26 protein-coding genes and 4 tRNA genes are annotated in these 26681 nt (G+C 46.5%); 22 read left to right on the top strand and 8 right to left on the bottom strand.

Going from position 1 to position 26681, the window contains the following annotated elements; translation table 11 throughout:
• Window positions 1-120 precede the first annotated feature (120 nt).
• The 5 genes from KJB30_RS17355 to KJB30_RS17335 form a co-directional block, all read right to left on the bottom strand.
• Window positions 121-726 (bottom strand): TonB C-terminal domain-containing protein, encoded by a 606-nt coding sequence (locus tag KJB30_RS17355; RefSeq protein ID WP_214301634.1) that lies wholly within the window; start codon window positions 724-726, stop codon window positions 121-123.
• Between the two features lie 198 nt (window positions 727-924).
• The gene (locus KJB30_RS17350) at window positions 925-1287 is read right to left on the bottom strand and encodes a cytochrome C (protein ID WP_214301633.1); all 363 of its coding nucleotides are present in this window, start codon (window positions 1285-1287) and stop codon (window positions 925-927) included.
• Between the two features lie 90 nt (window positions 1288-1377).
• Window positions 1378-2130 carry a hypothetical protein gene (locus KJB30_RS17345; protein ID WP_214301632.1) on the bottom strand — a complete coding sequence of 251 codons (753 nt, stop codon included), beginning with the start codon at window positions 2128-2130 and terminating at the stop codon, window positions 1378-1380.
• Between the two features lie 25 nt (window positions 2131-2155).
• The gene (locus tag KJB30_RS17340; protein ID WP_214301631.1) at window positions 2156-3121 is read right to left on the bottom strand and encodes a DUF2226 domain-containing protein; all 966 of its coding nucleotides are present in this window, start codon (window positions 3119-3121) and stop codon (window positions 2156-2158) included.
• 171 nt (window positions 3122-3292) lie between these two features.
• Window positions 3293-5542 (bottom strand): NADP-dependent malic enzyme, encoded by a 2250-nt coding sequence (locus tag KJB30_RS17335; RefSeq protein ID WP_214301630.1) that lies wholly within the window; start codon window positions 5540-5542, stop codon window positions 3293-3295.
• 218 nt (window positions 5543-5760) lie between these two features.
• Here KJB30_RS17335 and KJB30_RS17330 point away from each other — a divergent pair, with 218 nt between their 5' ends.
• From KJB30_RS17330 to KJB30_RS17310, 5 genes are all read left to right on the top strand, one after another.
• Complete coding sequence (locus tag KJB30_RS17330; RefSeq protein ID WP_214301629.1) at window positions 5761-6240, top strand: HIT family protein; 480 nt, start codon at window positions 5761-5763, stop codon at window positions 6238-6240.
• Between the two features lie 9 nt (window positions 6241-6249).
• The gene (locus KJB30_RS17325) at window positions 6250-7194 is read left to right on the top strand and encodes an ROK family protein (protein ID WP_214301628.1); all 945 of its coding nucleotides are present in this window, start codon (window positions 6250-6252) and stop codon (window positions 7192-7194) included.
• Between the two features lie 115 nt (window positions 7195-7309).
• Entirely contained in the window at window positions 7310-7648 is a 339-nt protein-coding gene (locus KJB30_RS17320) for a hypothetical protein (protein ID WP_214301627.1), read from the top strand.
• The gene (locus KJB30_RS17315) at window positions 7629-8471 is read left to right on the top strand and encodes an HDOD domain-containing protein (RefSeq protein ID WP_214301626.1); all 843 of its coding nucleotides are present in this window, start codon (window positions 7629-7631) and stop codon (window positions 8469-8471) included. Before KJB30_RS17320 ends, KJB30_RS17315 begins: the two co-directional genes overlap by 20 nt.
• A 1-nt stretch (window position 8472) precedes the next feature.
• Window positions 8473-9393, top strand: a complete 921-nt coding sequence (locus KJB30_RS17310; RefSeq protein WP_214301625.1) for a diguanylate cyclase domain-containing protein — start codon at window positions 8473-8475, stop codon at window positions 9391-9393.
• A 75-nt stretch (window positions 9394-9468) separates the two neighbouring features.
• On the opposite strand, the gene KJB30_RS17305 is transcribed toward KJB30_RS17310, so the two are convergent.
• Window positions 9469-10491: a cytochrome c3 family protein gene (locus KJB30_RS17305; RefSeq protein WP_214301624.1), complete on the bottom strand. Its 1023-nt coding sequence runs from the start codon at window positions 10489-10491 to the stop codon at window positions 9469-9471.
• Between the two features lie 179 nt (window positions 10492-10670).
• On the opposite strand from KJB30_RS17305, the gene nadC reads away from it, so the two are divergent.
• The 8 genes from nadC (at window position 10671) to KJB30_RS17265 (ending at window position 19176) form a co-directional block, all read left to right on the top strand.
• Window positions 10671-11495 carry a carboxylating nicotinate-nucleotide diphosphorylase gene (gene nadC / locus KJB30_RS17300; protein WP_214301623.1) on the top strand — a complete coding sequence of 275 codons (825 nt, stop codon included), beginning with the start codon at window positions 10671-10673 and terminating at the stop codon, window positions 11493-11495.
• Window positions 11496-11511: 16 nt separating this feature from the next.
• On the top strand, window positions 11512-12486 hold the full coding sequence (locus KJB30_RS17295) for a biotin--[acetyl-CoA-carboxylase] ligase (RefSeq protein WP_214301622.1): 975 nt from the start codon (window positions 11512-11514) through the stop codon (window positions 12484-12486).
• Window positions 12487-13251 carry a type III pantothenate kinase gene (locus tag KJB30_RS17290; RefSeq protein WP_214301621.1) on the top strand — a complete coding sequence of 255 codons (765 nt, stop codon included), beginning with the start codon at window positions 12487-12489 and terminating at the stop codon, window positions 13249-13251. It begins immediately after the preceding gene.
• Window positions 13252-13386: 135 nt separating this feature from the next.
• Window positions 13387-15489, top strand: a complete 2103-nt coding sequence (gene fusA / locus KJB30_RS17285; RefSeq protein ID WP_214301620.1) for an elongation factor G — start codon at window positions 13387-13389, stop codon at window positions 15487-15489.
• 66 nt (window positions 15490-15555) lie between these two features.
• Window positions 15556-16650 (top strand): SPOR domain-containing protein, encoded by a 1095-nt coding sequence (locus KJB30_RS17280; protein WP_214301619.1) that lies wholly within the window; start codon window positions 15556-15558, stop codon window positions 16648-16650.
• A 115-nt stretch (window positions 16651-16765) separates the two neighbouring features.
• The gene (locus KJB30_RS17275) at window positions 16766-17596 is read left to right on the top strand and encodes a hypothetical protein (protein WP_214301618.1); all 831 of its coding nucleotides are present in this window, start codon (window positions 16766-16768) and stop codon (window positions 17594-17596) included.
• Window positions 17597-17612: 16 nt separating this feature from the next.
• Window positions 17613-18491 carry a GTP-binding protein gene (locus KJB30_RS17270; RefSeq protein WP_214301617.1) on the top strand — a complete coding sequence of 293 codons (879 nt, stop codon included), beginning with the start codon at window positions 17613-17615 and terminating at the stop codon, window positions 18489-18491.
• Window positions 18481-19176, top strand: a complete 696-nt coding sequence (locus KJB30_RS17265; protein ID WP_214301616.1) for an MgtC/SapB family protein — start codon at window positions 18481-18483, stop codon at window positions 19174-19176. Before KJB30_RS17270 ends, KJB30_RS17265 begins: the two co-directional genes overlap by 11 nt.
• Here KJB30_RS17265 and KJB30_RS17260 read toward each other — a convergent pair.
• On the bottom strand, window positions 19148-19783 hold the full coding sequence (locus KJB30_RS17260) for a methyltransferase family protein (RefSeq protein ID WP_214301615.1): 636 nt from the start codon (window positions 19781-19783) through the stop codon (window positions 19148-19150). The two genes, KJB30_RS17265 and KJB30_RS17260, sit on opposite strands and share 29 nt — an antisense overlap.
• Window positions 19784-19858: 75 nt before the next feature.
• Here KJB30_RS17260 and KJB30_RS17255 point away from each other — a divergent pair, with 75 nt between their 5' ends.
• On the top strand, window positions 19859-20686 hold the full coding sequence (locus KJB30_RS17255) for a cytidylate kinase family protein (RefSeq protein ID WP_214301614.1): 828 nt from the start codon (window positions 19859-19861) through the stop codon (window positions 20684-20686).
• Window positions 20687-20689: 3 nt separating this feature from the next.
• On the opposite strand, the gene KJB30_RS17250 is transcribed toward KJB30_RS17255, so the two are convergent.
• Entirely contained in the window at window positions 20690-21562 is an 873-nt protein-coding gene (locus KJB30_RS17250) for a PHP domain-containing protein (RefSeq protein ID WP_214301613.1), read from the bottom strand.
• On the opposite strand from KJB30_RS17250, the gene KJB30_RS17245 reads away from it, so the two are divergent.
• The 8 genes from KJB30_RS17245 (at window position 21530) to KJB30_RS17210 (ending at window position 26558) form a co-directional block, all read left to right on the top strand.
• Window positions 21530-22297, top strand: a complete 768-nt coding sequence (locus tag KJB30_RS17245) for an endonuclease III domain-containing protein (protein ID WP_437179745.1) — start codon at window positions 21530-21532, stop codon at window positions 22295-22297. The two genes, KJB30_RS17250 and KJB30_RS17245, sit on opposite strands and share 33 nt — an antisense overlap.
• Before the next feature lie 126 nt (window positions 22298-22423).
• A complete protein-coding gene (locus KJB30_RS17240; RefSeq protein ID WP_214301612.1) occupies window positions 22424-23290 on the top strand; it encodes an NAD(P)-dependent oxidoreductase in 867 nt (288 codons plus the stop codon).
• A gap of 131 nt (window positions 23291-23421) precedes the next feature.
• Entirely contained in the window at window positions 23422-25077 is a 1656-nt protein-coding gene (locus tag KJB30_RS17235) for a thiolase family protein (RefSeq protein WP_214301611.1), read from the top strand.
• An 82-nt stretch (window positions 25078-25159) separates the two neighbouring features.
• On the top strand, window positions 25160-26026 hold the full coding sequence (gene rpoH, locus KJB30_RS17230; RefSeq protein WP_214301610.1) for an RNA polymerase sigma factor RpoH: 867 nt from the start codon (window positions 25160-25162) through the stop codon (window positions 26024-26026).
• An 89-nt stretch (window positions 26027-26115) separates the two neighbouring features.
• A tRNA-Thr gene (locus KJB30_RS17225) sits at window positions 26116-26191 on the top strand.
• A 19-nt stretch (window positions 26192-26210) separates the two neighbouring features.
• Window positions 26211-26295, top strand: a tRNA-Tyr gene (locus tag KJB30_RS17220).
• Window positions 26296-26400: 105 nt separating this feature from the next.
• A tRNA-Gly gene (locus KJB30_RS17215) sits at window positions 26401-26477 on the top strand.
• Between the two features lie 5 nt (window positions 26478-26482).
• Window positions 26483-26558, top strand: a tRNA-Thr gene (locus KJB30_RS17210).
• Window positions 26559-26681: the final 123 nt, after the last annotated feature.

Genomic DNA, 26681 nt, shown 5'->3' with positions numbered 1-26681 from the left:
ATGATCAGGGACAACCGCCGCTGGAACGATAGTTTTTATGCTTTCACTTGACAGAGAACACGGTTGCTCCGCGGGGCGTTCTCCGGTTGCGACGATCTGACTATTTTTGAACAACCTAACCTATTTGCCTCCCAGGCGAAACAGGTTCGAAGGAGCAGCAATTCTCAGTGGCGCCCGGAATGAATCCTGTCCGAAACTGACCGGTGGTGGCGTAAATGGTGATGCCTCCTTCAGAATCTCGATTATGGCACGATCCACTTCGGCGGAACCGGTCGTGCTGACGAGCCGAGCTTCCTGTAGAACTCCGTCGGGTCCGATACTGATGTCAATTATTCCATCCTGATGTACCGACTCCTTGAGAGTGCCCGCCTTTTGCCACCAGCTAGTGTTGATCTTCTCCAAAATTTCGAAATAATATACGCGTATTTCATCCCGTAGCGTTCGTCCTTCAGCCAGGCTCTTGAAAAACCCATGCGCCATCCCGAGGCCCAGGGGCGTTGAGAGGACCTCAGGTGAAACAGTTGCCGGCGCGGCGGGGACTGTTACCGGCATTTCCTCCTTTGGGATCTCTTCTTTAGGTTGTTCCTGTGTTGTCGATGTAGCAATAGCCGGAGCAGCAGGGGCGTGGATTTCGGGAGGGGTGGCTTCAGGAAAGGGTGTAGCAGCAAGATCGATATAATGAGTGGTTGCTACAGGCTGGGATGTTGCAGATGAAAAAAGAACCATCAGAGCAGTGGCCCCATGGACCATAAGAGATAGCAAAAGGCAAAAAGTAAATATACGTCTTTTACTTGGTGTGACTCGTGCAAAATTTTCAGATTCGGGCTGGTTTGTTAGGGAATCCATCATTAGGCGGTTCTCCAGTTGCACCGGGCAACCCGGACAAAAACCGATGTGCCGTTCTGCGCCTTAGAACCATCTTGTTCAGCGGGAATTTTCGTCAACAAGGTAATTGAGTAGCATAACAATTTCTTTGATTTCTTGTCTGTTCATATCTGAATTCGATTTGTTCAGCATCTTTATACCATATGCTTTGACCGCCTGCCTGTCAAACGGCTGCCCGGTTATGGGGGCTCTGCCTGTCTGTACTGCTATTACTGTCCGTTCAAGGGTGTGGCATAGTACGCATTTTCGAGACATTATGTCGTATGATACCTTCAGGTGGTCGGGAATGCTCGCAGGATCGAAATTCATCAGGTAGCCTTTTCCGGATACCTTGATGCGGGCCTCTGCAAGAGAAGCAAAAATAAGAAGTAATAATACCCCTAGTAAAACTATTCTTCGCATAAGAACTCCTCTCTATTCTCCAGCCACTCCTGCATTCGATGGGTAACATGACATTGACTGCTGCCAAGAACCGGATAACGTTTTATATGACTATCGCAACAGACGGTAGATATAGATAAAAGTCCCGCCGACCGATACGCTTGATGCCACCCCGGCGTATTTCCTTACAGTTTCTGAGAAAGCGACCCTGAGTGGATATTTATCAATATCAGAGACTTCATCGGTCATGACGGCAATAATATCCTGCCAGTCTCTATCCCATTGAAAAATTTGCAGGTAGAGCTCTGCGCCTTTCCAGAGGAAGATGCATAAAAAAACGACTCCGAAAGCAATAAAGGCTTTTGAAATGGTTGAATCCTTAATGGCCAGGTATATCTTCCTGATGAGTTCCAGGTTCATGAGGGAAAGGAAAACCCAGATAGCATTCTCGATCATCTTAATATTTCTAATTGTATTTGGACTAGGCGTTGGATTGATAAAAAGGAAAGCACCGGATGCTGCCAAAAGTAGAAGGGTCGACAGGTAAACGATTACCTTCTTGCCAGATATTTCAAAGGTGCGGCAAAAAACGTAGTATTCCAGAAAGCCATGGGTAATAACCATGACCGCCACTGTACCTATGATGTTGTGAAAAGCAGAGATTTTGTAATAGCTTATTGCCCAGGGATTCATGTGGTAAGCCTGGCTGAAGAAGATCAGGAAGAAACCGAGTGAGATGCTGGTCCAGACCCGTGCATTGCCGATGCTGAAGCTGAAACTTATGGCTGCAGCCAATCCCCATAATATGACTTTTATAATATCAATGGGTTGGAGCTGCAGGTACATTTCAATAAGTTGTTCCATGGGTGCCTCCGGTGAGCCTGTTCTATTAGATTTCTGATTTGGCTGTGGCAATGGCTGCCGAAAGTTTTTCGAGCATCTGCTTTATGGCGGTAGTGCTGATCAGGAGTCGTGCGGAACGTTCGATGGCAACAAGAAGTCGTGCGACCTGGTCGTCCTTCCGAAACGCCTCATTGCCTCCCAAGTCGTTAAGTTCCTTGTCCACGATACCCCGCCCCACTTTACCTACATATTCTACGACAATGGTTTTTACCTGTTCCTCAAGGATGGCCAGCTTGAGATTGGCCTCTTTCTGTTCTCGTTCCGCACGTTTCTGGTCGAGCCTGGTCAATTCCGATTGGTGGGCTGACATGCTGGAATCCCACAGCTTCTGAATATTGACTACTTCCAGGAGATCCATCGACATTAATTCCTCTACTCCCTGGGTTGAGAAAAGGTCAATTTTTGCACCGGGTAGCGAGGCAATTTTCTGGGATTCAGATGAAGATGTTTCTATGTCCTGTGATCCATCGTGAAAGAAACCGAGCGGTGCACCTTCCTTATAGAAAATCATTGCCGAGCGTTCCTCGGTGTAGATCCTGAGGCAGCCATTCAACTGTTCAGTTCGTATTTTTTCCAGCAGGCTCTTTATGTCAATCAGTTTAAGCTCCTGCGCCCGGTAAAGAATCTCTCCCTGGAGAAGTGCATGGATGCACATGGTCAGGTCTCTCGAAAGTCTGAAAACATTCAGGCTGCCGCTGTCTGATGCAACCATCAGTTCAGTGAGTGCTGACATGGCTTCCAGCCCTGTCAGCCGGTTCCCGTTTTTTTCCTCAAGAAAGGTGCTGACAAGTTTGCCGGATTCAAATACGAGGATAATCGTGGCTGTGTTGAAGACAAAACTGGCATACCCGGTAAACCCCGAGGCATTCAGTTTTGACGTAACTTCCGGGAGTCGCAGTTTGGTTGCTGCCAGGTTTTCAAAGAGGGGGTTGCCTTTTGGGAGAAGAAACATCTGCGCCTCCGGGAGTAAGTAAATCTACAGCATCAAAGCAATCCAGAGCTATGGTGTAAAACAAATAAGCTGCTAAGTCAATTGTGCTCAGAGGTTCTTATAAAAAAGAAAAGGCACCAGACCCAGGCTGTATAGCCGGATCTGGTGCCTCTTTATCTGATGTACTCAGCTTCAGGTGGTTTGTGCATCCACAACTGCAAGAGCAGCCATTTTGACGATATCATCAATGCTGTCACCACGTTGCAATACGTGAACAGGCTTGTTCATTCCCATTAGGATCGGACCGATTGCTTCTGCTCCTCCAAGGTGGTGCAGCAGTTTGTAGCAGATGTTGCCGGAGTTAAGATCAGGGAAAATGAGAATATTGGCAGGTGTTGAGAGCTTTGAAAAAGTAAAGCCTTCCAGCAACTCTGTAACTACTGCAGTATCTGCCTGCATCTCACCTTCCACAATCAGATCAGGAGCTCGCTCCTTTACGATCTCAACTGCCCGTTTGACTTTGAGGGTTTGAGGATGATTGACGGAACCAAAATTGGAAAAAGAAAGCATCGCCACACGCGGCTCGATATCCAGCATGCGAACTTTCTCGGCAGCAAGGATAGCTGTTTCAGCAAGTTCTTCGGCGGTCGGATCTATGGTGACCGTTGTATCTGCCAGGAAGTAGACCCCTTTCTGAAAGACCATCATGTACAAGCCATGAACACTGGAAAGACCTTTCTGCTTGCCGATAACCTCCAGAGCAGGACGGATGGTTTCAGGATAGTGGGTGTCGATGCCGCCTAACAAGGCATCCGCGTCGCCCATGTGGACCATCATGGAACCGAAGTGGGTGCGGGATTTGCGGCGCAAAATACGAAGCGATTCCGACAACGTCAGTCCCTTACGTTGTCGCAATCGGTACAATTCTTCGGAATAAGCATCGGTCAGATCCGATTCGGGGGGATCTATAATCGGTACATCAAGTTCTATATTGATTTCTTCCAGTTTTTTGAGGATTTTTTTGCGGTCACCAACCAAGATCGGCTTGGCGATCCCTTCTTCCACCAGTTCCTTGGCAGCCCTGAGGATCTTTTCAGTCTCACCTTCAGGGAAAACAATCTTTTTAGGGTCGCTTTTGGCCTTGTTGATGATCATACGCATGATCTCTTTTGATTTACCCTGGGTGAACTCAAGATTTTCTACATATTTGGCCATGTCATCAATAGGCTGGCGGGCAACGCCTGAATCCATTGCCGCCTGGGCAATGGCTGGCGCCACATGCAGAAGCACACGCGGATCAAATGGCTTGGGAATGATATATCGAGGGCCGAATACGAATTTTTCATTGCCGTATGCCTTGCTCACTGAATCAGGACATTCTTCTCGGGCAAGTTTGGCCAGAGCGTGAACTGCAGCCAGTTTCATATCTTCATTAATACAACTGGCGCGAACATCCAGTGCGCCCCTGAAGATGAATGGAAAGCCGAGCACGTTATTAACCTGGTTGGGGTAGTCCGATCGGCCGGTTGCCATAATGACATCGCTGCGTACAGCGTGTGCTTCTTCAGGGGTAATTTCCGGGTCCGGATTGGCCATGGCAAAGATGATCGGATTTGGGGCCATGCTGGCTACCATTTCCGGAGTGAAAGCCCCTTTTGCAGAAAGTCCAAATAATACGTCGGCCCCGTTTGCTGCCTCTTCAAGAGTGCGAAAAGGAGTGTCAGCTGCAAACAGCTCCTTGTATGGATTCATCCCTTCCACTCGCCCTTTGTAGATGACCCCTTTTGTATCGCACATAATCATGTTGTTGGGTTTTACACCCAGTGCTATCGCAAGCTTTGCACAGGAATTAGCGGAAGCGCCGGCCCCATTTACAACAATACGAATGTCTTCCATGCGTTTACCCACAAGCATCAGAGCATTGATCAGGGCTGCCGAGGATATGATGGCGGTACCGTGCTGGTCATCATGAAAAACCGGGATATTCATGGTTTTCTTCAGCGTTTCTTCAATGTAGAAGCATTCCGGTGCCTTAATATCTTCAAGATTAATACCACCGAAGGTCGGTTCCAGCAGCTGGCATGCCTTGATGATTTCGTCCGGATCTTCGGTGTTCAGCTCTATATCGAATACATCAATATCTGCAAATCGCTTGAAAAGAATGCCTTTGCCTTCCATGACCGGCTTTCCGGCCAAGGCCCCCAGATTCCCCAAGCCAAGCACTGCAGTTCCATTGGAAACTACCGCTACAAGATTGCCTTTTGCAGTATATTTATAGGCCTCATCAGGGTTCTTATGTATTTCCAGGCAAGGTTGGGCAACACCTGGTGAATAGGCCAGAGAAAGGTCTTCAGCGGTCTGACACGGCTTTGTGGATACAACTTCAATTTTGCCTTTTCTGCCACTTGAGTGATACTCAAGGGAGTCTTTAAATTTGGCCATTACATCCTCCGTTTTAGTTTTATTGAAAAAAACAGTGTTTAATTATGATAATAGAGTAAAATGTTTACTGAAAATGAAAAACAATAGTCTGCATCCGCCCTCATTGTCAAGTGCTTAATAGTACTATTAATATTTGAGATCAATTCCAGTCCTTTTTGTTGTTTCCCTTGCAAGTGCTGTTACAATTCTGCTCAAATAGGAGCAAAAACAGGTGGAAAATGGAAAGACTCTGGGCACCTTGGCGAATGGAATATATGATGGCTCCCCAGCATGATAGTTGCTTTCTTTGTGAGGCCGCCGAAGCGGGAGTTGACCGAAACCATCTGGTGCTGGTTAAGCGTGAATTTTGTCTGATCATGCTCAACCGCTACCCTTATGTCGGCGGGCATCTTATGGTTGTTCCGTTGCGTCACACCGGTGAACTTGATGATCTTGATGATGCAGAACAGCTTGATCTGTTGCATGGTGTACGTCAAGCCAGGGCGGCCTTGCGTCGTACCTCCGCACCCGAAGGATTCAACATCGGTATGAACATTGGCAAGCCGGCCGGAGCAGGACTAGAGAATCATCTGCATATACATGTTGTTCCGCGCTGGAATGGTGATACCAATTTTATGCAGCCTGTCGGCGAGCTGCGCATCATTTCCGAAGGATTGAAGGAAAGCTACGATCGCCTGAGAGCGGCAATAGACTGCTAGGAGAAGGTAATGGACTCTGTTTATATTGGAATAGATATCGGTGGTACGAACCTTCGTTTCGCTCTGGTTGGTGAGGATGGTACAATCTTGAAACGCAGTCGTTGCGCCAGCAGTATCGAACAAGGACGCGAAGCTTTCTGCAAGCGGCTTACTGTTGGTATCTCAGAGATGTTGGATTCAACTGGGACACTTAACGCACCGGTTGCGGGAATAGGGGTAGGTGTTCCTGGTGTCATAGGTAGCGACGGTATGATTTACTCTTCAGTTAATATGCGTCCACTGGATGGCTTCAATCTTACAACATTTCTGACAGACACTTATGGTACAGCGGTCGCCTGCGGAAATGATGCTAACGTGATCGCCCTGGGGGAGCATGCGTATGGTGCGGGACGCGGCTTGAGTTCCTATGTCGTGATAAGCATCGGTACTGGCTTGGGTAGCGGGCTGATCCTTGATGGGCGGCTCTGGACCGGGGTAGGTGGATTTGCTGCCGAATTCGGACACTCAACCGTTGATCCGGAAGGAATTCCCTGTCCGTGTGGCAATCGTGGATGTTTGGAACAATACGTTTCTGCCGGAGCTGTTGTCCGCTTTGCACGGCAGTATGCACTACGGGAACGTCTGAATATGATTGGGGATAATTTGGATGCTGCGCTACTTGCAAAACTGGCCCGTCAAGGCGATCCTACAGGGGTGGCAGCATATAAATCCGCGGGTGGTTGGCTTGGAGTTGGTCTGGCATCGCTAGTTAATACACTTAATCTTGAAGCAGTGATTATTCGTGGGGGAGTTGCAGAAAGCCTCGATCTCATGTTGCCTGCACTGAATCAGGAACTCTCACAACGCTGTTTTTCACAGATGAGGGATCAGTTCTCCATCCTGTCGGGTGAATGTGGAGATGATGCTGGCTTGTTGGGGGCTGTTGCGCTGGTCCGAAATTTATCTGATCAATAGTTTGATCCTTTTAGTGGTCAAATGGTTTTTATTGAAATTGATTATTTATGCGATTTTGTTTATTGTTTAAAGGTTGATTTTCCTGACAAAAGTAGAAAAGTGGAGCACCCAAATTATGCAGAAAATACCTTTGATGTGTGCTACAAGCGGCATGAAGCTCGCGCGGGATGTTTTTCGTAATGATAGTCCCGTCGGTATGCCGGTTTGTGGCAAGGATACGGTTTTGACAGATTCATTGCTTGCGCGTCTGGACCATCTGGAGGTGAAGTCGATTTATGTCGAGGGACATCCACTGTGGAGTGAAGGAGAAAAGACGCTTGATGAGATCCTTTGCGATCTGGATCTGCGATTTGAGAAAGTTCGCAACGATCCCCTCACCAGCAAATTGCATTCTATTTATACCGCATTTTTGAAAAACTCCATGGGAGATAGCAGTGGACGACAAACGCTCTGAACTTAAAAAAATCATCATGGATATCAGAACGTTGCCGACACTGCCTGGCGTCATCAACAAGCTTAACACCTTGTCCGAAAACGCAAAGGCATCAGTGCAGGAGATGGCACGATTAGTCTCCTCCGATCAGGTGTTGTCTGCACGTATACTGCGCTTGGCCAATTCTCCATCGTATGGGTTTTATCGTGTTTCAACTATTTCCAATGCCATTATTCTGCTTGGAGTAAATGTAGTAAAAAGTTTGGCCATTTCTTCTTCTATCTTTGAAATCATGGAGAGAAGTAGTGTAGGGCTATGGGAACACTCCTTGGGTGCTGGAGTAGCGGCTAATTTAATCGCCCGTAAACTGGCCCTGCCTGAATGCGAAGAAATTGCCACTGCAGCTTTGTTGCATGATATCGGCAAAGTTATAATCAGCCTCAAATGCACCGAGTCGGAACAACACATAAAAAAAATGATACACGAAAAGCAACTATATATGCGGGAGGCGGAACGAGAGGTGTTGGACACCGACCATGCAGAAGTAGGTGCCTGGCTGTCCAAAAGCTGGTTCCTTCCTGACAAGTTGAGTGAGCCAATTGCTTTTCATCACGATGTGCAGCTATCCCAGAATCACCGAATTAAAACTGCGGTGGTACACCTCGCAGATGTGTTGATAAAGGCGAGTGGTTTTGGAGAAAGTGGGGATAGATACGTTCCCCAGATCCAGAAGATTGCATGGGATGTGCTTAAGTTGAATGATGAGATTTTGACTGAACTCGTGGAAGAGTTGGAGGATAAATTGGTAGAGGCAAGAAATTTCAGCCTTGAGATGCAGGCCTGAAATGTCCCATCCTCTTAGAGTATCTGTAGTCAGTTCTGATGCTGCGTTATTTTCTCACATTCAACTGCGTCTGCATAGCAAGGGCTACCAAGTAGCCGGTATGTCCTGTACCGATGCTGTGGTTGGTGCATTTTATTCTGATCCTCCCGATTTGCTAATTATAGATTTATCTTCCGACTGGGAAGTTAGCAGGGGGATAGTTTCTGCTCTAAGAAGTGACAGCTTTTTTAGTACTATCCCCATCCTTGGGTTGGTGGCTGGTACTGAATGTGATGAATTCAGTTGGGAAAACTGCCCAGTGGATGATTTCCTGAGAATACCCTTTGATTACAACGAACTTTTCAATAGAATTTCTCTCTCCCTTTCTCGTCTCAAACGAATCTTTGATAACAATCCCTTGACGAGATTGCCTGGTAATACTTCTATTCAACATGCTATTGAAGCTGCGATGGGGAAGCCTCTTTCGGTTTGCTATGTGGATATCAACAACTTCAAACCGTACAATGATGTGTATGGGTTTTCACATGGAGATGAGGTTATCCGCATGCTGGCACGAATTATTTTTAATGCAGTACATGATTTTGGAGGGGGCTTTTGCGGACACATTGGAGGAGATGATTTTGTCTGTATTGTGGCATCCGAACAGGCGGAGTCTGTATGTCAAACAATCGTTAATTTTTTTGATCAAATTGTGCTTGATCTGTTTGACGAAGAAACAAAGCAAAAAGGGTATTACATTGGCATCAATCGCAAGGGAAACGTTGAACACATCCCTCTTTTGGCGGTTTCCATCGCAGTTGTTCCAATGAATTCGCCCAACCTGCAGCATTATGCCAAAGTTGCTGAAGTGGCAGCAGAACTAAATAAGTTTGCTAAAAGATCGGTGACAAGCAGATATGTGATAGATAGTCGGAAAACCTGATGTAAGTCCTGCATTGATTTCAACAAAAAAAGGCGCTTCCCAAAAGAAGCGCCTTTTCAAATTTTTCAAGACTTCTTACATTTTATGACATTTTCCGCAGTCGTCCTGAACCGAAAAAGCATCTTTACCTTTATTGTGACATACTCCGCAGGATTTGCCCTGTTCCATTTCAGCCATTGTAGCCTTCAGCTTGCCGGCTTTATAAGGGAATACTTTAGTGTGACAATCAGTGCATTTATAGGCTTGGGTGTGGAAGTCGTGGCTGAACACCGCTTCGCCGGCAGAGGTTTTGAAGGTGATTTTGCCCGGCTTCATTCCCTTGTGGCATTTGTTGCAATCACCGTTTGAGGCAAAGGCATCTTTACCGTTATGGCAGGTTCCACAAGATTTCCCCTTGGCCATGTCATCCATGGTTGCTTTACCGACTACAGCCTTGTAAGGGAACGTCCTGGTGTGGCAATCTTTACAGGTATACACCTGAGTGTGGAAAGAGTGACTGAAGGTGGCAGATGGTGTCCCTTTGATATTAAAATTAATATCGCTCGGTTTCATACCTTTATGGCAGCGGTCACAGTTGGCTGAAACAGTAAAGGCTCGCTTCCCATTATGACAGGCACCACAGGTACGTCCTTTCTCCATTTCAGCCATGGTAACCGCTTTTCTCTTACCCGTTATAACTTTGCCATTATGACAACTTTTACAGGATCCACCCGCCTTGGCGATATGGGAGGCATGACTAAAGGTTGCGTCACTGAGACCTTTAATTTTATAGGTCACGTCGCGGGGTTTGCCTTTGTGGCAACGGATGCAATCTTTCTCTGTTGCAACACTGAAAGCTTTTATTCCGCTATGACATGCTCCGCATGATTTAGTCTTTTCCATTTCCGCCATAGTGTAATGACGACGGTTTCTTAGATTAAAGATCGCGTCGTGGCAGATTTTGCAGTTGTTCCTGTATTGGATAAGATGCGTTTCATGACTGAAGACAACAGGTTCGGCATGTTTGAAGGTAAAACGGATGTCCTTGGTTTCGACAGCACCTGCACAGGCAGCGACAAGCAGAAACAGCAGGCTAAAAAGTGGCACTCTCTTCAACATATTTCTACTCCTCATTCCGGGAATATAAGGTTTTCAAGCGAGCGAGTATACAGACTGGTGCATTTCCCGTCAATCCCTATTCTTAGGTGAAATGCGAGTATTGAGCGGGGTTTTGCGGTTGATACACCCCGGTAGCTGTGGTATACAGAACACATTTTACTAACAGGCGGACTCCCACAATGTTATCACTCGACCGACTTATTGATCATGCACTTGCCGAAGATATTCATACAGGCGATATTACCACACGGGCGGTTGTTCCTGGCCAGCGTTCCGCTTCAGCGCGGCTGATTGCCAAGGAAGATTTGGTTCTTGCCGGCATTGATGTGGCTGAACGCGTTTTTGCCCGTATATCATCCGGCATATCTTTTTCTGTTAACCATGAGGACGGGACTCGTGTGTCAAAGGGTGAAATAATTGCATCAATGACAGGAGAAGCTGCAGACCTTCTTATGGGCGAGCGTGTTGCTCTTAATCTTTTACAGCGCCTTTCGGGTGTAGCTACTCTCACTGCCCGTTTTGTCGAAGCAGTACGTGGTACAAAAGCACGCATTGTTGATACTCGCAAGACTACCCCCGGACTGCGCGAGCTGGAAAAATATGCAGTGCGTATTGGGGGGGGGATCAACCATCGTACAGGTTTGTACGACGGAGTTCTTATCAAAGAGAACCATATCGCAGCAGCAGGCAGCATTGCCGAGGCCATCATGCGTGCTCGAGCTTTTATCCCGCACACCTTGAAAATAGAGATTGAAACGGAGAACCTGGATCAGGTTGATCAAGCTTTGGCTGCCGGAGCGGATATAATCATGCTTGACAACATGTCTCTGGCAGACATGAGAACCGCTGTTGCGACCATAGGTAATCGTGTGCTGGTTGAGGCGTCGGGTGGAGTTAATCTGGATTCGGTTCGTGCCATTGCGGAAACCGGAGTTGACATCATTTCCGTAGGCGCATTGACTCATTCGCCGCGAGCCATGGATATCTCAATGTTGTTGGACTAGCTGGTCCGGAGATTCCATGCATCCCAAAACACATGCCATTTTAAATCTCTTTCATCAACGGGAAGGATTCGTTTCGGGAGAGGCTCTAAGCCGGGAACTTGCTGTGTCTCGAACTGCAATCTGGAAACATATCAAGACATTGCGTGAAGCCGGTTATGTAATAGAAGCGATCCCGTCCCGAGGTTACCAGCTTACAGCAACCCCTGACAATCTCAGTGCTGAAGAGATAGAACGGCACTTGAGTAGTGCTATCATAGGTCGCCGTCTCATTTGCCTGGCAGAAACCACCTCAACTAATAGCGATGCCTTTCGGTTGGCAGAGCAGGGAGCTCCCGAAGGAGCTGTGGTCTTTGCAGATACTCAGAGTGGCGGTAAGGGACGCATGGGGCGTCGATGGGTATCCCCCCCGGGAGTTAATCTTTACTGTTCAGTTATTCTGCGCCCGGAAATCATGCCCTATGAGGCGCCTCAACTCACCTTTCTTTCCGCAGTGGCCGTGGCGCGGGCCATCGAATTGACCACACCCATCATACCTGAAATAAAATGGCCGAATGACGTGCTGGTCCGCGGCAGAAAAATTGCCGGGTTGCTTAATGAGATGAGTGCTGAAACGGATGGTACAAATTTTGTGATTTTAGGTATGGGTATTAATCTTAACATGGCTGCCAACCAGTTTCCGTCTGACATGAGATACCCGGCCACCTCCTTATGTCTGGAACTCGGACGTGCCGTTGAGCGGGTACCTTTTGCAGCTACTTTATTGAATGAGCTGGATCGACTCTACAATGAGTTTCAGGTCTATGGATTCAGGCCGGTGCGGGAAGAATGGCAGCAACGCTGCAACGCATATGGTCGTGAACTCACCGTCAGTGATGGCGACTGTGAGATAACCAGGGGGGCCTTCGAGGGTATCGATGATGACGGCGCCCTACTGGTGCGGAGTCGTAAAGGCTTGGAACGGATATTAAGCGGAGATGTGAGGATACTTTAAATGCTTCTGGTAATTGATGTCGGCAACAGTAATATTGTATTGGGTATTTATGATGGCCGTAGATTGGTTAGAAGTTGGCGGCTCTCAACAGATAAATCGCGTACCTCCGATGAATACGCGGTGCTTCTTCACAGTCTTTTCGCTCAAGCGGGACTCGGCTTTGAATCTGTAAGAGCTGCTATCATCTCTTCTGTTGTCCCGCCACTTACTGGGGTAATGGAAGCTATTTCCCATGATTTTTTCAAATTGACTCCCTATGTTGTCGGACCTGGAATACGGACCGGTATGCCCATTCAATATGATAATCCTCGGGAGGTAGGCGCTGACCGCATCGTCAACGCAGTGGCAGGCTATGAAAAACACAAGTGCCCGCTTGTCATCGTTGATTTTGGTACTGCAACCACCTTTGACTATGTCAATGGCCGTGGGGAATACTGTGGCGGTGCAATTGCGCCTGGGCTTGCCATTTCGCTGGAAGCTCTTTTCCAGCGTGCCAGCAAACTGCCGCGCGTTGATATTGCCAAGCCTGCACAAATAATCGCTAAAAACACAGTAAATTCCATGCAGGCAGGAATCTTCTTTGGCTACATCGGTCTTGTTGATGAAATTGTTGTAAGAATAAAGACAGAAAGCAAGGATACTCCCAAAGTTATTGCCACTGGCGGACTGGCAAGTCTTATAGCACCTGAATCCCGCACAATCGAAGAGGTTGACGAATTCCTCACCCTGGACGGACTGCAGATTTTGTATGAAAGGAACCGCTGAAGCTCGGATTATACTTCCATATCACCGCCCCACAACAAGTTGGACGAACGCATCATTATCTGAGCAGGATAGTCATTTCAGTGATTGACGTTGACAGTTTAGAACCTGGCATTTCCAATAAAAGGAGGCTGCACCATGGGACAGTATGAGACAAAGATGATTCGCAACCTTGGTATTATCGCACACGGTGGTGCAGGCAAGACATCATTGGCCGAGGCAATCCTTTTTAGTAGTAAAATGATAGACCGCCTTGGTCGGGTTGATGATGGATCATCGACCATGGATTTTGAGCCTGAAGAGATAAAGCGTAAAATATCGATCACCTCAGCGTTGGACCATTGTGAATGGAAAGGTCATTCAATCCATATCGTGGATACTCCCGGTTACGGGAACTTCATTGCCGATACGCGCGCTTGTATGAGAGCCTTGGATTGTGCGGTGGTAATTCTTTCCGCTATATCTGGTGTTAAAGCCCAAACCGAGGAAGTATGGAGTTGGGCTAATGAATTTGAGATACCCAGGGTAGCATTTGTCAACAAGATGGATCGTGAGCGTGCCAATTTTCTTCGTGCCATTGACGATATGGAGAAAACCTTGGGTGCTCGCGGGGTGGCCATTCAGATGCCAATCGGAGCAGAGGCCGATTTTGAAGGCTTTGTAGATTTGGTTTATATGAAAGGTTACTTCTATGCCAAGGATGGATCAGGCACCTTCACAGAGGGACCTGTGCCCGGTAATTGCCTTGAGGAGGCCCAGCGTTTACGTGAACATTTGATTGAAGTTGTTGCCGAGGCCTATGATGATCTGACGGAGAAATACCTTGAGACAGGAGAATTAACCGAAGAGGAAATTCTCGATGGTCTGAGGGTAGGCACCATGCGTAATACTTTCACTGCAGTTATGTGTGGTTCAGCTACCGCCAATATCGGGATTGCGCACTTGCTAGATGTCGTTTGCGCTTTTCTTCCTTCACCCCTGGATCGTACCAAAGCTATTGGTACCCATCCCAAAACAGGTGATATTATTGAGCGGGCACCGGATGAAAAGGAACCTTTCTCGGCGCTGGTGTTTAAAACCACTTCCGATCCGTATACCGGAAAAATTACCATCTTTCGGGTTTACTCCGGTGTACTCAACTCCGATTCAACCATACTTAATTCTACTAAAGGAGTGGAGGAGCGGATTGGCCAGATTTATGAACTGGAAGGTAAAAAACAGCATCCTATAAAGCAGGCAATTGCTGGTGATATCGTAGCAGTGGCCAAACTCAAAGAGACAGTTACCGGTGACACTTTAAGCGACGCAGTAAAGCCGATTGTCTATGAACCTGCCAGACAACTACTGCCGGTAATTTCATATGCCATTGAACCAAAAACAAAGGCCGATGAAGATAAAATTCACAATGCTTTGCACAGAATGATTGAGGAGGAACCGACTCTGGAGTCTCACCGTGACCCCTTGACAAAGGAGTTCATCATTTCCGGTATGGGGCAGGTGCATCTGGAAGTGATCGTTGAAAAGATGAAACGTAAATTTGGGGTGGAGGTTTTACTTAAGACTCCTAAAGTGCCCTATCTGGAAACCATCCGCGGTACTGCCAAGGTGCAAGGAAAATATAAAAAACAGTCTGGCGGGCGTGGCCAGTATGGCGACTGCTGGATCGAGATGTCTCCGGCTGCGCGGGGCGAGGGATATGTTTTTGATGACAAAATAGTCGGTGGAGTAATCCCTCGACAGTATATTCCTGCGGTAGACAAAGGAATTCAGGAGGCAAGTCAGGAGGGATTTCTGGCTGGTTACCCGGTTGTCGATTTCCGGGTAGCTCTTTATGACGGTTCCTTCCATACTGTCGACTCTTCGGAAATGGCGTTCAAGGTAGCTGGCTCAATGGCCTTCAAGAAAGCCATGGAATCCTGTAAGCCGGTATTGCTTGAGCCAATGGTTAATCTGAAAGTAACTGTGCCCGACGAAAATATGGGTGATGTGATAGGTGATCTCAACTCCCGCAGGGGCAAGGTGGTTGGCGTGGAGCCAAAGGCTAATTCTCAGATTATAAGGGCCGTGCTGCCGATGTCCGAGGTGCTGGCTTATTCCAATGACCTAAAATCAATGACAAGCGATCGGGGGCTCTTCAGTACTGAATTTTCCCACTATGAGGAATTACCCACACATCTGTCTCAAAAAGTGATTGCCGAAGCGAATAACGATAAAAATAAAACAAACCACAATCATGCCTGATGTTTTTACCAGAAGGGTGCGAAACAAAGTTTCTTGATATGGCATTAATACGATACGGAGGATGTAATGGATTTCAAGTTTAACAAGGATACGGAAAGCAAACAACCTGCTCCCGCTGAAAAAGGGCGCCAGAATTCGTTGGTGCTTCTTCTGCTCTTACTTGTGGGTGGTTTTTGCTATTTATATTTTTTCACAAGCTTGATACGACCTCAACAGGAGCAAAAGCCTGTCCAAGCAGTGACACCCCAAGTCATTAAAAACCCTCTTCCTTCTCCTGTTCAGAGCACAGCGCTTCCGCCCGCATCTGAAGGAGTTACGCCACAGACTACCCCTGAACAGGGCAAGCCCAAACCTGTTCCAACGGCGGCTCCCGCAGTACAGGAAGTGAAAAAGAGCGGAGACGCTTCAAAAACAGCGGTGTCTGGTCCCACTGAAAGGACAGCCACACCTGCACCTGTTGCGGCCGCTAAGAAAGAACAGAAACCTTCTGCAACTAACGCTTCGGGATCCGATGCAAAAAAAGCTCCTGTAACAGTGGCATCCTCGGAATCTGCATCTGCTACTAGTGCTGCAAAGGCAAAGAGTGCGGCTGAAAAAAAGGCACCAAAAGAAAAAGAAATCTTAGCAACAGCAACAGCAGGCAAAACCAAAACAAAACCCATGCCTGCAAAACCGGCCCATAAACACAAGCCAGATACTCCCACTGGCGTGGGACCCTGGACGCTAGTTGTGGGCACCTATATGCTTGAAGATGCGATGGCCACAGACATGGTGCGTGTTCGTAAGGCGGGCTTTGACGCTTCCGTACAAGCGGGGCCGCGTAAGAAAAGTTCCATGAGCAGGCTGTATGTGAAGGAATTTCCTGAGCGTGATGCGGCACAGGCTGAGCTTAACAAGCTCAAGCGACATACCTCTGACGCTTTTATTCTTGATCAGGGAGGCTCCTTTGCTGTCTTTGCCGGTTCTTATCTTCTTGATGGACGGGCAGTATCTGAAAAAGAGCGACTTACTGCTGCAGGATTTCCGGTAACATTGAAAAAGGTCGATGTTGCTATTCCTACCAAAAAGCTGACTGCAGGTAAATTCACCGACAAGTCGGCTGCAGAGGCAGCTCTCAAAAAGCTCAAAGAGGCTGGCTTCAAGCCAGCCTTGGCTCGTTGATCGCCCGCTAGAGATGCCAACCGTCCGATTTAAAATACCACCTGCTGTGGCCACTTTCGTTGCTCCTGGTGTGCCAGGCGAAATCCGGATTCAAGGGGTGGCTGCAGCAGCGAACATGCCACCGTGCATCCGGGTTATTCTGTTGTTTTGTCTGACACGTGACAGTGATGCAGGCGTTAAGGAAGCTGCCATTGCAGCCTTTTCTGCTCTGCCCGCGGAAATCATTGTTGAATATATTGTCTCTCCTGACGGACATCCCGCCATCCTTGACTACGTTTCGCGAGTTTTTTTTGATAACAGCCTGGTAACAAAGGCTTTGCTTGGGAACCCCGAACTGTCATCAAATGCCCGATTGCTTTTAGAGCAACGTGAAGCCGAAAAAGTGCATGCTGTTGAGGAAACTTCTTTTGATCTTTCGGACGCTGAAGAAGTAGCAGAAATTGTTGAAGAAGTGACCGAAGATAGCACTTCTCTGGATGAAGTGGCGCCTGAGGAGGAGTATCTGGAAGAGGAATTGTGTCAGCAGACGGAAGAATTTCTCAGCAAGTACCAGATGGCTCAAGTCATGAGTATCAGTGAAAAAATAAAAATGGCATTGACCGGAGATAAAGAGTGGCGCGCGATCCTTATTAAAGACGCGAACAAACTTGTGTCAGGCAGTGTTATTAAAAACCCTCGTCTGTCAGAGAGTGAAGTATTGACCATTCTTAAAGTGGGTGTTCAAAACGATGAGATTATCCGCCTTATCTGCGCTAATAAGGAGTGGGTCAAAAACTACAAGATACGCAAAGCATTGGTTGACTGTCATAAAACTCCTCTTCCAAACGCATTGCGTTATCTGGCGACACTGGGAGAAAAAGATGTTGCAGGTTATGCCAAGAGCAAGAATATCTCATCGGTTATTTCTACTCAGGCAAAGCGGATGTTGCTGGCCAAAAAACGCTGAAATATAGGGAGCAAGGATGGCCATTGTTAATCACGCCAAGCGCGAAATAAATGCGAAGATTGTTTTTTACGGTTCTGCGGGAACCGGGAAGACAACTTCTTTACGCTATATCTATGACAGAATTAAGCCTTCCTTGCGCGGTGAGTTTAAAGTATTGCCGGCCAGTGGTTCCTCATTGCTTTTTTTCGATTTTAGTCCTTTTGAACAACCTGTCTTTGCGGGTTACCGTCTTCGGCTTCATGTGTACACTCTTCAAGGGCAGGTGGATAATTCTGCTGCCTGGAAGATGACACTTAAAGGGACTGATGGGCTGATGATTGTAGCTGATGCGGGCAAAGGCATCGATGTACTTCAGCAAAGTGTTGTAGCGGTCCGGGACTTCCTTGGTGCTTATGGTATGGGGCTGGATACCATTCCCTCAGTGTTACAGCTTAATAAAGCAGATTTAGCCGGGACAATAAATCAGTCCTTTTTTGCTCGCGAAGCGGGGGTGGATGAGCGTGGTGTCTCTTTAACAACAGCAATTACAGGGGAGGGCGTTCTGGAAGCGGTGACTACTCTGTCCAGAATGGTCATGGAACGGATTCGCGAACGCGAAGATTTGGCGCAGGAAAAATCTGGTTCTGTGGACAGTACGATGGTTACCGAAAAAACTTCCGTTACCACGGTTGAGGATGTAGCAATGGCGGATGGCGCAGGAAACTGCAATCCTGAATCGCAACCTGATGCTTATGCAGATAGCAGAGAGGTGTTTGTTTGCGTAGCACAGGATCTGATTGCTGCCGATAACAACACTATCCGTATCCCTCTTGATCTTTCATGGCAAGGAGCACGGCACCGTGTAGTGGTGAGTGTTGCTGTCTCTTTCGAGCAGGTGAGACCGGATGCATGCTGATTTTCAAACTATCATGGCAGGCAGGCTGCTGCTTGCTTCGCTTCTTGGTGCTTTAATTGGTCTTGAGCGTGAAATCCATGGCCGGACCGCCGGATTCAGAACCCATCTGCTGGTTTCACTCGGGTCAGCTCTTTTTGTAGCCGTCTCGATTAATTTTTATCAGACCTTCGGAAATTTCACTGGTTCAGGGGTAGTAGGTGTTGACCCAGGGCGGGTTGCAGCCCAAGTAGTGACGGGGATAGGTTTTCTTGGAGCGGGAGCCATCATCCGCGAAAAGACATCGGTACGGGGACTAACAACTGCGGCTTGTTTGTGGGTTGCTGCGGCAATTGGAGTAGCTTGCGGGTCAGGAATGTATTTCATGTCTATTGTAGTTACCGCTATTGCTCTCATTAGCTTGGTTGCCCTTAAAAAGATCGAGGGTCTTTTGGCTCGGGATAGTTATGCAATGCTGACAGTGGAAAGTGACAACGTAGAAGGGCAGCTTGAAGTGATAACCAAGTTACTGGAATCGTGCGGTTTTACATTAACGCCGGCAGGTATGGAACGTCGCGTAGATGGCAGCTTTATGTATGAATTCCAGGTAAAGATGCACAAAAAAGGTATTGCAGCCGACGAAATTGACCAAATTGCACTTCTTCCCGGGGTGCGTGGTGTTAGGTTTTGGCGCCAGGCGATCGTATGATCCGATTGATAGCGGGGAAAAAGAAAGGCACTCTTTGTTGATACTCGCGGTATTCTTTTTCGAATTGCTTTAGCAATCGTTTTTCTTCAATTATGGCACCCACCACAAAATAAGCCGAGGAAAGCAGGATCAGCAGGAACCATTGAACAGACATTACTGGATTGAACACAAGGAAAAGCAGAGACAATAAATAGACAGGATGGCGAACCATGGAATAGCATCCGGTTGTTACCAGTTGAACCTGTCGTGTTTTTTTGTGCAGTTGTTGGAATCCCAGGAATTGATTAATTCCCGTTTGTTTCACACAGGCAAACAAAAGGCATGCAATCAGAAACTGAACCAGATACATAACCAGGCTCCACACACCGCTGGCAAAGTAAAGCACCCGAGAAGTGCGATAAGCAGCCATAACCCATCCGAACATGATTAGCGAAGCAATGTTGTAAAGCAGACGGTAGTAGGGGGATTCCATGTCGCCATATCGGCTGACAATCAGTTTAATCCGCGGGTTTGCGAACAGTGAGTGGACCACTGCAAATGAAATGAAACGAAGAATGAATATTGTGAAATCAGACAGGTTGTGCTCCTTGTACAGGTGGTTTAGCAAAAATAACATCCCGAACTTGTATACACAATGGCAACATGGTATACAGCGCAGGATAATTACTCTGGAGGTTTGGTGATGGCAGTTATTACGATATCACGGGAGATGGGAACAGGCGCCTATTACATAGCCTGTGAGGTTGCCAAAAGGCTTAAGTTTAAGCTTGTTGACGGAGAATGTATCAGTGCCTGCGCTAGTAAATATGGACTGTCGCCAGAAATGCTTACAATGGTTGATGAAAAACCACCCTCTTATATTACAGCAGAGGATCGTAAGCGAGCAGCAGCTCTTAACACAATTGAACTCATTCTGCTTGATTTTGCTCGTAAAGGAAATGTGATCCTTTGTGGACGTGGAGGTCAAGATTTACTTAAAGCGTGTGGCAATGTCTTGCGGCTTCGTTTTATCAATGATTTTGAAGAGCGGGTAGAACGTTTTGCCGAACGTGAATGGATTGATCCTGACCTTGCACGATCAATGATTCGTCGCAGCGATCACCAGCGGGGTGGTTTCATTCATTTCTACTTTGATCGTGCTTGGAATGATCCATTGAGCTATGACATGACTTTTAATACATCTCGTCTTTCACCAGACTCGATTGTTGAAAGTATTGTGGCTGCTGCCCGCGATCCACTGCTTAAAGAGGCTGAAAAAAATGCTATTGAACTGATAGACAATACTATCCTGACGAAAAAAATTGAAACTGCGCTCCTGAATTCGGCTGACATTGATTACCGTCCTTTTAAAATAAAAATTAAAAAAGGCACGATTTTCCTGAGCGGTTATATTGAAAGCGATGATGAGAAGCAGAGAGCATTGAAGATTGTAAAATCTGTCAAAGGTGTCAAAGGGGTAGAAGAGGACATTCAAATCATCAATTACAAGGCATATAAGGATAAAAATTAACTATTAATGCTGCGGTTTGCCAATTGCTTCCCAGAGGGGGGCGAGAAGGGTGTCATTAAAGCGAATGCCCCCTCGCCCCCTTCCAATTTCAAGCCCCTCTTCAATTCCATGAAAATCAGAGCCTGCTGACACCATAAGATCAAATTCTTCTGCCAACCTCCTTAAAAACTCCATATCCTCTGGTCGGGCCATATTGTTATAGACCTCAATACCTTCCAACCCTAAATCGCGCATGTCCAGTATTATTCTTCTTAAATCCGGATGTTCTATTGAAATGCTCGTCGGGTGGGCCAGCACAGGGATCCCTCCGATACGTTTTATTTCGTTTATGGCATCCTTGATTGGCCAATGGGCTTTAGGAATATTGCATGGTACTAGATAAGACCGGAAAGCTTCCTCAATGGAGGTCACATATCCTCGTTCAAGCAGGGCACGTGCAATGTGCGGTCGGCCAATGGTGCCTTTGGCATGGACAAGCACCTCAGCAAGAGTTATTGGGGGCATATTCCTGATGTTGCCCAACTTTTTATTAACTCCCTCAAGTATCCTTATATTTCGGTGCACGCGCATTTCTTTGAAATAATTAAGTTTGTTTAAAAAAAATTCGTCTTGAAAATCAAGGCCATAACCTAGTAGGTGGATGTCGTGCCAGTTTTCAAACTGTACCGATAATTCTACTGCTGGTATTACTTCTATCCCATGTTCAATTCCGGCTACAATTGCTTGGGCAACGCCAGCAATTGAATCGTGATCGGCTAAAGCTATAGCTTTGAGTCCATTCCTTTTCGCCCGTTGGATGAGTTCTGCAGGGGAAAATGCTCCATCAGAAAAGCTGGAATGTACATGAAGATCAAGATAAATAGGAGAAGCTTCCATGCACTTAGTGTAACTGCTCACTCTGAAAAAGTAAAAGCCGTATTGCGTGGGTCACAGCATTGGGTTAGTATCAGCACAATGAAACCATTTCGTATTGATGTAATAATTAATTTTTTGCGATTAGAATGTAAAAAATGGGAAACACCAGCAGTTACGATAATAGCAGAATGCTTCCACGATCCTTTCAAGGTTCTTATATCTTGTTTAATTTCCCTGCGGACTAGGGATGAAGTGACTGCTACAGTCTCAGCCAGGCTGTTTTCAAAAGCAACTACACCTCAAAAGATTCAACAAATACCGTTAGTTGAACTTGAAGAACTTTTGTACCCAGCGGGATTCTATCGGAAGAAGGCTCGCCAGATAAAAGACATTTCGCATCGTTTAATGCTAGAATTTGGCGGACAGGTTCCTGATGATATTGATGCCTTGATGCGATTGAATGGAGTAGGGCGTAAGACCGCAAATTTGGTTGTGACTATTGGATTTGGGAAACCGGGTATATGTGTTGATACTCATGTGCATCGAATTTGTAATCGATGGGGCTATGTATCGACACGAACACCACATGCAACGGAGATGGCTTTACGCGCACAGTTGCCACCTGAATATTGGATCAGCATTAATGAGTTGCTTGTTGCCTTTGGTCAAAATCACTGTACTCCCTTGTCGCCTCATTGCTCCACCTGCAGAATTAGTGGTTACTGTTCACGCGTGGGCGTCTCTATGTTTCGTTAACCTTCGTATTGGACAATGTTTTACTGTGCAAAAAGTTTAATTAATTTGCATGTTGCATGGACATCTTTTTTGTGTAAAATTATAAGCTATTATCAAAAACGTTATTTTATTTCAGGAGGAATGATCATGCTCAGGAAAATTGGTTTCATAGGTCTCGGTACGGTTGGTAAACATATGGCCGCTAACTTGACCAAGGGAAACTATGAATTGACTGTTTTTGACGATAATGATGAAGCTATTGCTGATCTGGTTGCATTAGGTGCAAAGGGAGCAGGATCCGCATCAGATGCAGCAAAAAATTGTGATCTGGTGATTGCCATCGTCCCTGAAGGTAATGAGCTCTACCCGCTTATATTCGGCTCTCAAGGAGTGTTGGCTGGAATCGATCCTGGTACCATTTTTGCTGATATGGGATCTCATTCTCTCGATACAACTATGAAAATAGCCGAGGAGGCTTCCAAAAAGAAAGTGTTGTACCTTGATGCACCGGTGTGGGGTAATAAAGACCATGCTGTTAATGGTTTAATGACAATCATTGCAGGCGGCGATTCCGCGCTAGTTGGACGGTGTCAGGAGCCATTTTCCTATTTTGGCTTAAATGTTATTCATGTGGGCAAAGTAGGGGATGCCACTAAAATGAAATTTATAGTCAATCTTGTCCAAGCTGAGCTGGTTCAGGTTCTGGCAGAAGGATTGGTTTTTGGGGAAAAAATGGGTTTTGATGCAGACAGGATACTTGAAGTGCTTGATACAAGGGGGGTCGCTTCTCCTCTCTTTCATCTGAAGGGACGATCGATGGCACGAGGCGACTTTTCTCGCAGCCTTGCACTTAAGTATGTAAATGACCAACTGCATATGGTGATGAATGCTGCACGCCTAGTTGGCTTGACGCTTCCTGCAGCTGAAGCTGCCAGCAAGGTTTATGAGGAAGCAGTAGAAGCCGGATGGGGCGAAGAAGATTTCTCTGCGGTAATAAAGGTATTACGCAAGTAGCTTGATAGCTTCATTTTGCATGTTAACATTTATAGGCGCTCGTTTTGGGCGCCTATTTTTCTTGATATTTATAAACCGGTTTTCACTTTATTTTCTTGTGAAATTTACGTTGAAGTATGCGGAGGACATGCATGGCGACACCATTTTCCCCACGCAAAGTATACCTTGCTGCATCCTGGATGGCTCCTGTTGGACGTTACAATGGTAAGGATAAAGAAAACCTTTCTTTTCTAGATATGGCTGAGCTTTGCAGTAGTATTTTTAAAAACAGTCCTGTTCGGCGCCGTCAAATTGAGGCCGTAGTCGTTGGGAGTCAGAATCCTTCCGCTTTTTCAGGTGTTGACAATACAGCTGCAAAAATTGCTGGAATATTGGGCATCTCAGGAGCCAAGTCAGTACTAATTGATACTGCTTCTTCTTCGGGTGCCTCGGCTTTTGAAAACGCATATCTGGAGGTGGCTTCCGGGCGCTGCGATAATGTACTTGCAATTGGTATTCAGAAAATGAGTGATGTGTCGTCGACTGAAGCGACACGTATAATAGCTGGAGTGATTGATAGAGATGAATCTGAATTCGGGTTGACAATGCCGGCCTGTGGCGCACTTGTTGCGCGGGCATTACAGGCTCGACTCGGCCTGACAGATGAAGAGTGGACCGCTTATTCTGCCTTGTTAACCCAGCGAAGCCAGCGATTTGCAGCACAGAATCCGGATGCTCACCTTAATATGCCTGTTGAAGTAGCTGATTATTTTTGTCAAATCGTAAACGGTAAAAATTATCGTTATTGGTATCCGCTTCGTTATCACGATTTCTGTCCTCAGTCAGACGGTGTGGCAGCTATTATATTGACCGCAAAGTCGCAGGATGTAGTTGTGAGCGGTTTAGGAAGTGCAACTGATATTCCCACCATAGCTGACCGAAATTATTTTCATTCATTCCCTGCCACAGTTATCGCAGCGGCTCACGCGTATGCCATGGCCGGAATCAAAGATATTCGTACTTTTGCGGGAAAATTGCATGTAAATATGCATGATCCATTTAATGGATTTGGCCCAATAAACTTGGTTGATCTGGGAATAGTATCTCGCAATCGCCTGATGGATGCCCTGCTTGATGATTCCTTAACCGGCCGCTCTGGGGCTTTCCCCGTCAATTTAACGGGAGGGTTGAAGGGACGCGGACATCCTTTGGGGGCCACTGGAATGATCCAGATTGTGGAAAATCATCGTTTCATCTGTGAACATGGTTTTGCGGCTGGATTGTCACACTCGATAGGGGGGCCGATTAACAACAACGTGGTAGTGCTGCTGGAACAGACTTCGCATTATCTTGAACGTGACCATGCACCATATAAACCTTGGGGATTACCCTCATTGGGCAAGCTTAAACCTAAAAATATAAATATTGATGCTCTGCTTTCTGCGGGAGGAGCGTTAGAAGGCACATTCATTACTTCAACAGCTAGATTTGATGTTAAAACAGGCCGGCCTGATGCAGTTATTCTGATTGTTGCTTTTCGGATTGAAGGAGTTAAATATAAATTTCTTTTTGGTATTGATGGAGCCTATTACCAACAGATTGCTAATCTTCTGGAGGGGCAGTTCGTTATAGTCGAACGGTTGGACCGTTCGATAATGGTGAATCATATTCCTGTGCGAAAATTTTATACACGTACATTAAATGGGTTGGTTGAGTTGGCTGGGAGTGGCTGGAAAAAGCTGACCCATAAAAGGCAACTAACTGGTGAGTCTGTTGAAATTGACGGTTTGGAGCCAAAAGGAGCTTGATTCCTATGGGAAAAATGTTGTATCTTAGCACTCAGTGGCGACGAGTGCTAATTTGAGCAAGAGGTTGAAAGGAGATGAGGACATGGTTGCAAATCTGCCGGTTGTTGCGGATAGTCTTTCCCTTTATTTGTCTGAGATACGAAAATTTCCAGTAATGAACGAAAAAGAGGAATATGAAACCGCCGTCCACTTTTTCAATAGTAAGAACATACAGGCTGCCCATAAATTAATTACTTCAAATCTCAAATTTGTTGTGAAGGTTGCCTATGAGTATCGCCATTATGGTTTAAAAATGTTGGATCTTATACAAGAGGGGAACATTGGGTTGATGATGGCTGTTAAGAAATTCAATCCTCATAAAGGAATACGGCTAATTTCTTATGCAGTGTGGTGGATCAGGGCCTACATTCAAAATCATGTAATATCAGCATGGAGTCTTCTTAAGATCGGCACTACTCAGGCACAGCGAAAATTATTCTTTAAACTACGAGAAACAAAAAATGCCATTGAGAAATTAGACGGAACTGGTGACGAAGTGCATATGACTGCCAAGGCACTGAAAGTTTCTGACCGCGAAGTATATGAAATGGAACAACGATTACGTGGTGAATGTTCATTAGATGCAGATCTTCCTGGTGGAGACGGGATGACCATTCTGGATAGTCTGCCGGATGAGCGAAAAAACCAGGAGGAACAGCTGTCAGAATTGGAGATGCACAGTAAATTGAAGAAGGAAGTTTCTAAGTTGGTGGAAGGACTTAACCACAAAGAGCGGTATATCATTGAATCGCGTATTACCGCAGAGGCGCCGTTGACTCTTCAAGAGATTGCCAATCATTTTTCAATTTCTCGAGAACGCGTACGGCAGATAGAAGAAGCGGCCCTTAAGAAAATTAAGCAGGCTTTGTTGCCGCTTCTGAAAAGTGATGCTCTTGCTTGGCCGCTTTAAATCTCAAATTTTTATTTTATTATAAAAAAACTTGACAACAATTGGATTCTCCTTTAAATAGTTAATTTCCGTTTGACGGAGGGTCGAGTGCTGGCGTAGCTCAATTGGCAGAGCAGCTGACTTGTAATCAGCAGGTTGCGGGTTCGAGTCCCATCGCCAGCTCCACATTAGTGCAATTCTCCCTGGAGGGATTCCCGAGCGGCCAAAGGGAACAGACTGTAAATCTGTCGTCAGCGACTTCGGAGGTTCGAATCCTCCTCCCTCCACCATAAAATCATCGAAAACAGCAAGTACGTCACGATCCCAGGAGACTTTTGTCGTAAGACTGGTAAGGGATGGTGCTGGCAGTATTCCAAATTCTTCGTCTGGAATGTGCGGGAATAGCTCAGTTGGCTAGAGCGTCAGCCTTCCAAGCTGAGGGTCGCGGGTTCGAGTCCCGTTTCCCGCTCCAGAAAAGCCCACATAGCTCAGGAGGTAGAGCACTTCCTTGGTAAGGAAGAGGTCACCGGTTCGAGTCCGGTTGTGGGCTCCATCATTAATCGAAATCCGAAAACTAATTCTCAACAATTCTTTACCCAAGGAGGGCCTGTAATCATGGCGAAAGCTAAATTTGAGCGTAACAAACCACATGTAAACATTGGCACGATTGGTCACG

This window comes from Pelotalea chapellei, assembly GCF_018531195.1.
In the GTDB taxonomy this organism is placed as follows: Bacteria; Desulfobacterota; Desulfuromonadia; order Geobacterales; family Pseudopelobacteraceae; genus Pelotalea; species Pelotalea chapellei.
This window is presented reverse-complemented; position numbering and strand designations above follow the sequence as displayed.

Coding starts and splice junctions, on each gene's coding strand:
- KJB30_RS17245 (WP_437179745.1), top strand. CDS start 21,530: ATGAAGATCAAGATAAATAGGAGAAGCTTCCATGCACTTAGTGTAACT.
- KJB30_RS17355 (WP_214301634.1), bottom strand. CDS start 726: ATGGTTCTTTTTTCATCTGCAACATCCCAGCCTGTAGCAACCACTCAT.
- KJB30_RS17295 (WP_214301622.1), top strand. CDS start 11,512: ATGCATCCCAAAACACATGCCATTTTAAATCTCTTTCATCAACGGGAA.
- KJB30_RS17350 (WP_214301633.1), bottom strand. CDS start 1,287: ATGCGAAGAATAGTTTTACTAGGGGTATTATTACTTCTTATTTTTGCT.
- rpoH (WP_214301610.1), top strand. CDS start 25,160: ATGGTTGCAAATCTGCCGGTTGTTGCGGATAGTCTTTCCCTTTATTTG.
- KJB30_RS17265 (WP_214301616.1), top strand. CDS start 18,481: ATGCATGCTGATTTTCAAACTATCATGGCAGGCAGGCTGCTGCTTGCT.
- KJB30_RS17280 (WP_214301619.1), top strand. CDS start 15,556: ATGGATTTCAAGTTTAACAAGGATACGGAAAGCAAACAACCTGCTCCC.
- KJB30_RS17330 (WP_214301629.1), top strand. CDS start 5,761: ATGGAAAGACTCTGGGCACCTTGGCGAATGGAATATATGATGGCTCCC.
- KJB30_RS17335 (WP_214301630.1), bottom strand. CDS start 5,542: ATGGCCAAATTTAAAGACTCCCTTGAGTATCACTCAAGTGGCAGAAAA.
- KJB30_RS17305 (WP_214301624.1), bottom strand. CDS start 10,491: ATGTTGAAGAGAGTGCCACTTTTTAGCCTGCTGTTTCTGCTTGTCGCT.
- KJB30_RS17270 (WP_214301617.1), top strand. CDS start 17,613: ATGGCCATTGTTAATCACGCCAAGCGCGAAATAAATGCGAAGATTGTT.
- KJB30_RS17310 (WP_214301625.1), top strand. CDS start 8,473: ATGTCCCATCCTCTTAGAGTATCTGTAGTCAGTTCTGATGCTGCGTTA.
- KJB30_RS17275 (WP_214301618.1), top strand. CDS start 16,766: ATGCCACCGTGCATCCGGGTTATTCTGTTGTTTTGTCTGACACGTGAC.
- KJB30_RS17235 (WP_214301611.1), top strand. CDS start 23,422: ATGGCGACACCATTTTCCCCACGCAAAGTATACCTTGCTGCATCCTGG.
- KJB30_RS17255 (WP_214301614.1), top strand. CDS start 19,859: ATGGCAGTTATTACGATATCACGGGAGATGGGAACAGGCGCCTATTAC.
- KJB30_RS17290 (WP_214301621.1), top strand. CDS start 12,487: ATGCTTCTGGTAATTGATGTCGGCAACAGTAATATTGTATTGGGTATT.
- KJB30_RS17340 (WP_214301631.1), bottom strand. CDS start 3,121: ATGTTTCTTCTCCCAAAAGGCAACCCCCTCTTTGAAAACCTGGCAGCA.
- KJB30_RS17345 (WP_214301632.1), bottom strand. CDS start 2,130: ATGGAACAACTTATTGAAATGTACCTGCAGCTCCAACCCATTGATATT.
- KJB30_RS17250 (WP_214301613.1), bottom strand. CDS start 21,562: ATGGAAGCTTCTCCTATTTATCTTGATCTTCATGTACATTCCAGCTTT.
- KJB30_RS17325 (WP_214301628.1), top strand. CDS start 6,250: ATGGACTCTGTTTATATTGGAATAGATATCGGTGGTACGAACCTTCGT.
- KJB30_RS17240 (WP_214301612.1), top strand. CDS start 22,424: ATGCTCAGGAAAATTGGTTTCATAGGTCTCGGTACGGTTGGTAAACAT.
- fusA (WP_214301620.1), top strand. CDS start 13,387: ATGGGACAGTATGAGACAAAGATGATTCGCAACCTTGGTATTATCGCA.
- KJB30_RS17320 (WP_214301627.1), top strand. CDS start 7,310: ATGCAGAAAATACCTTTGATGTGTGCTACAAGCGGCATGAAGCTCGCG.
- nadC (WP_214301623.1), top strand. CDS start 10,671: ATGTTATCACTCGACCGACTTATTGATCATGCACTTGCCGAAGATATT.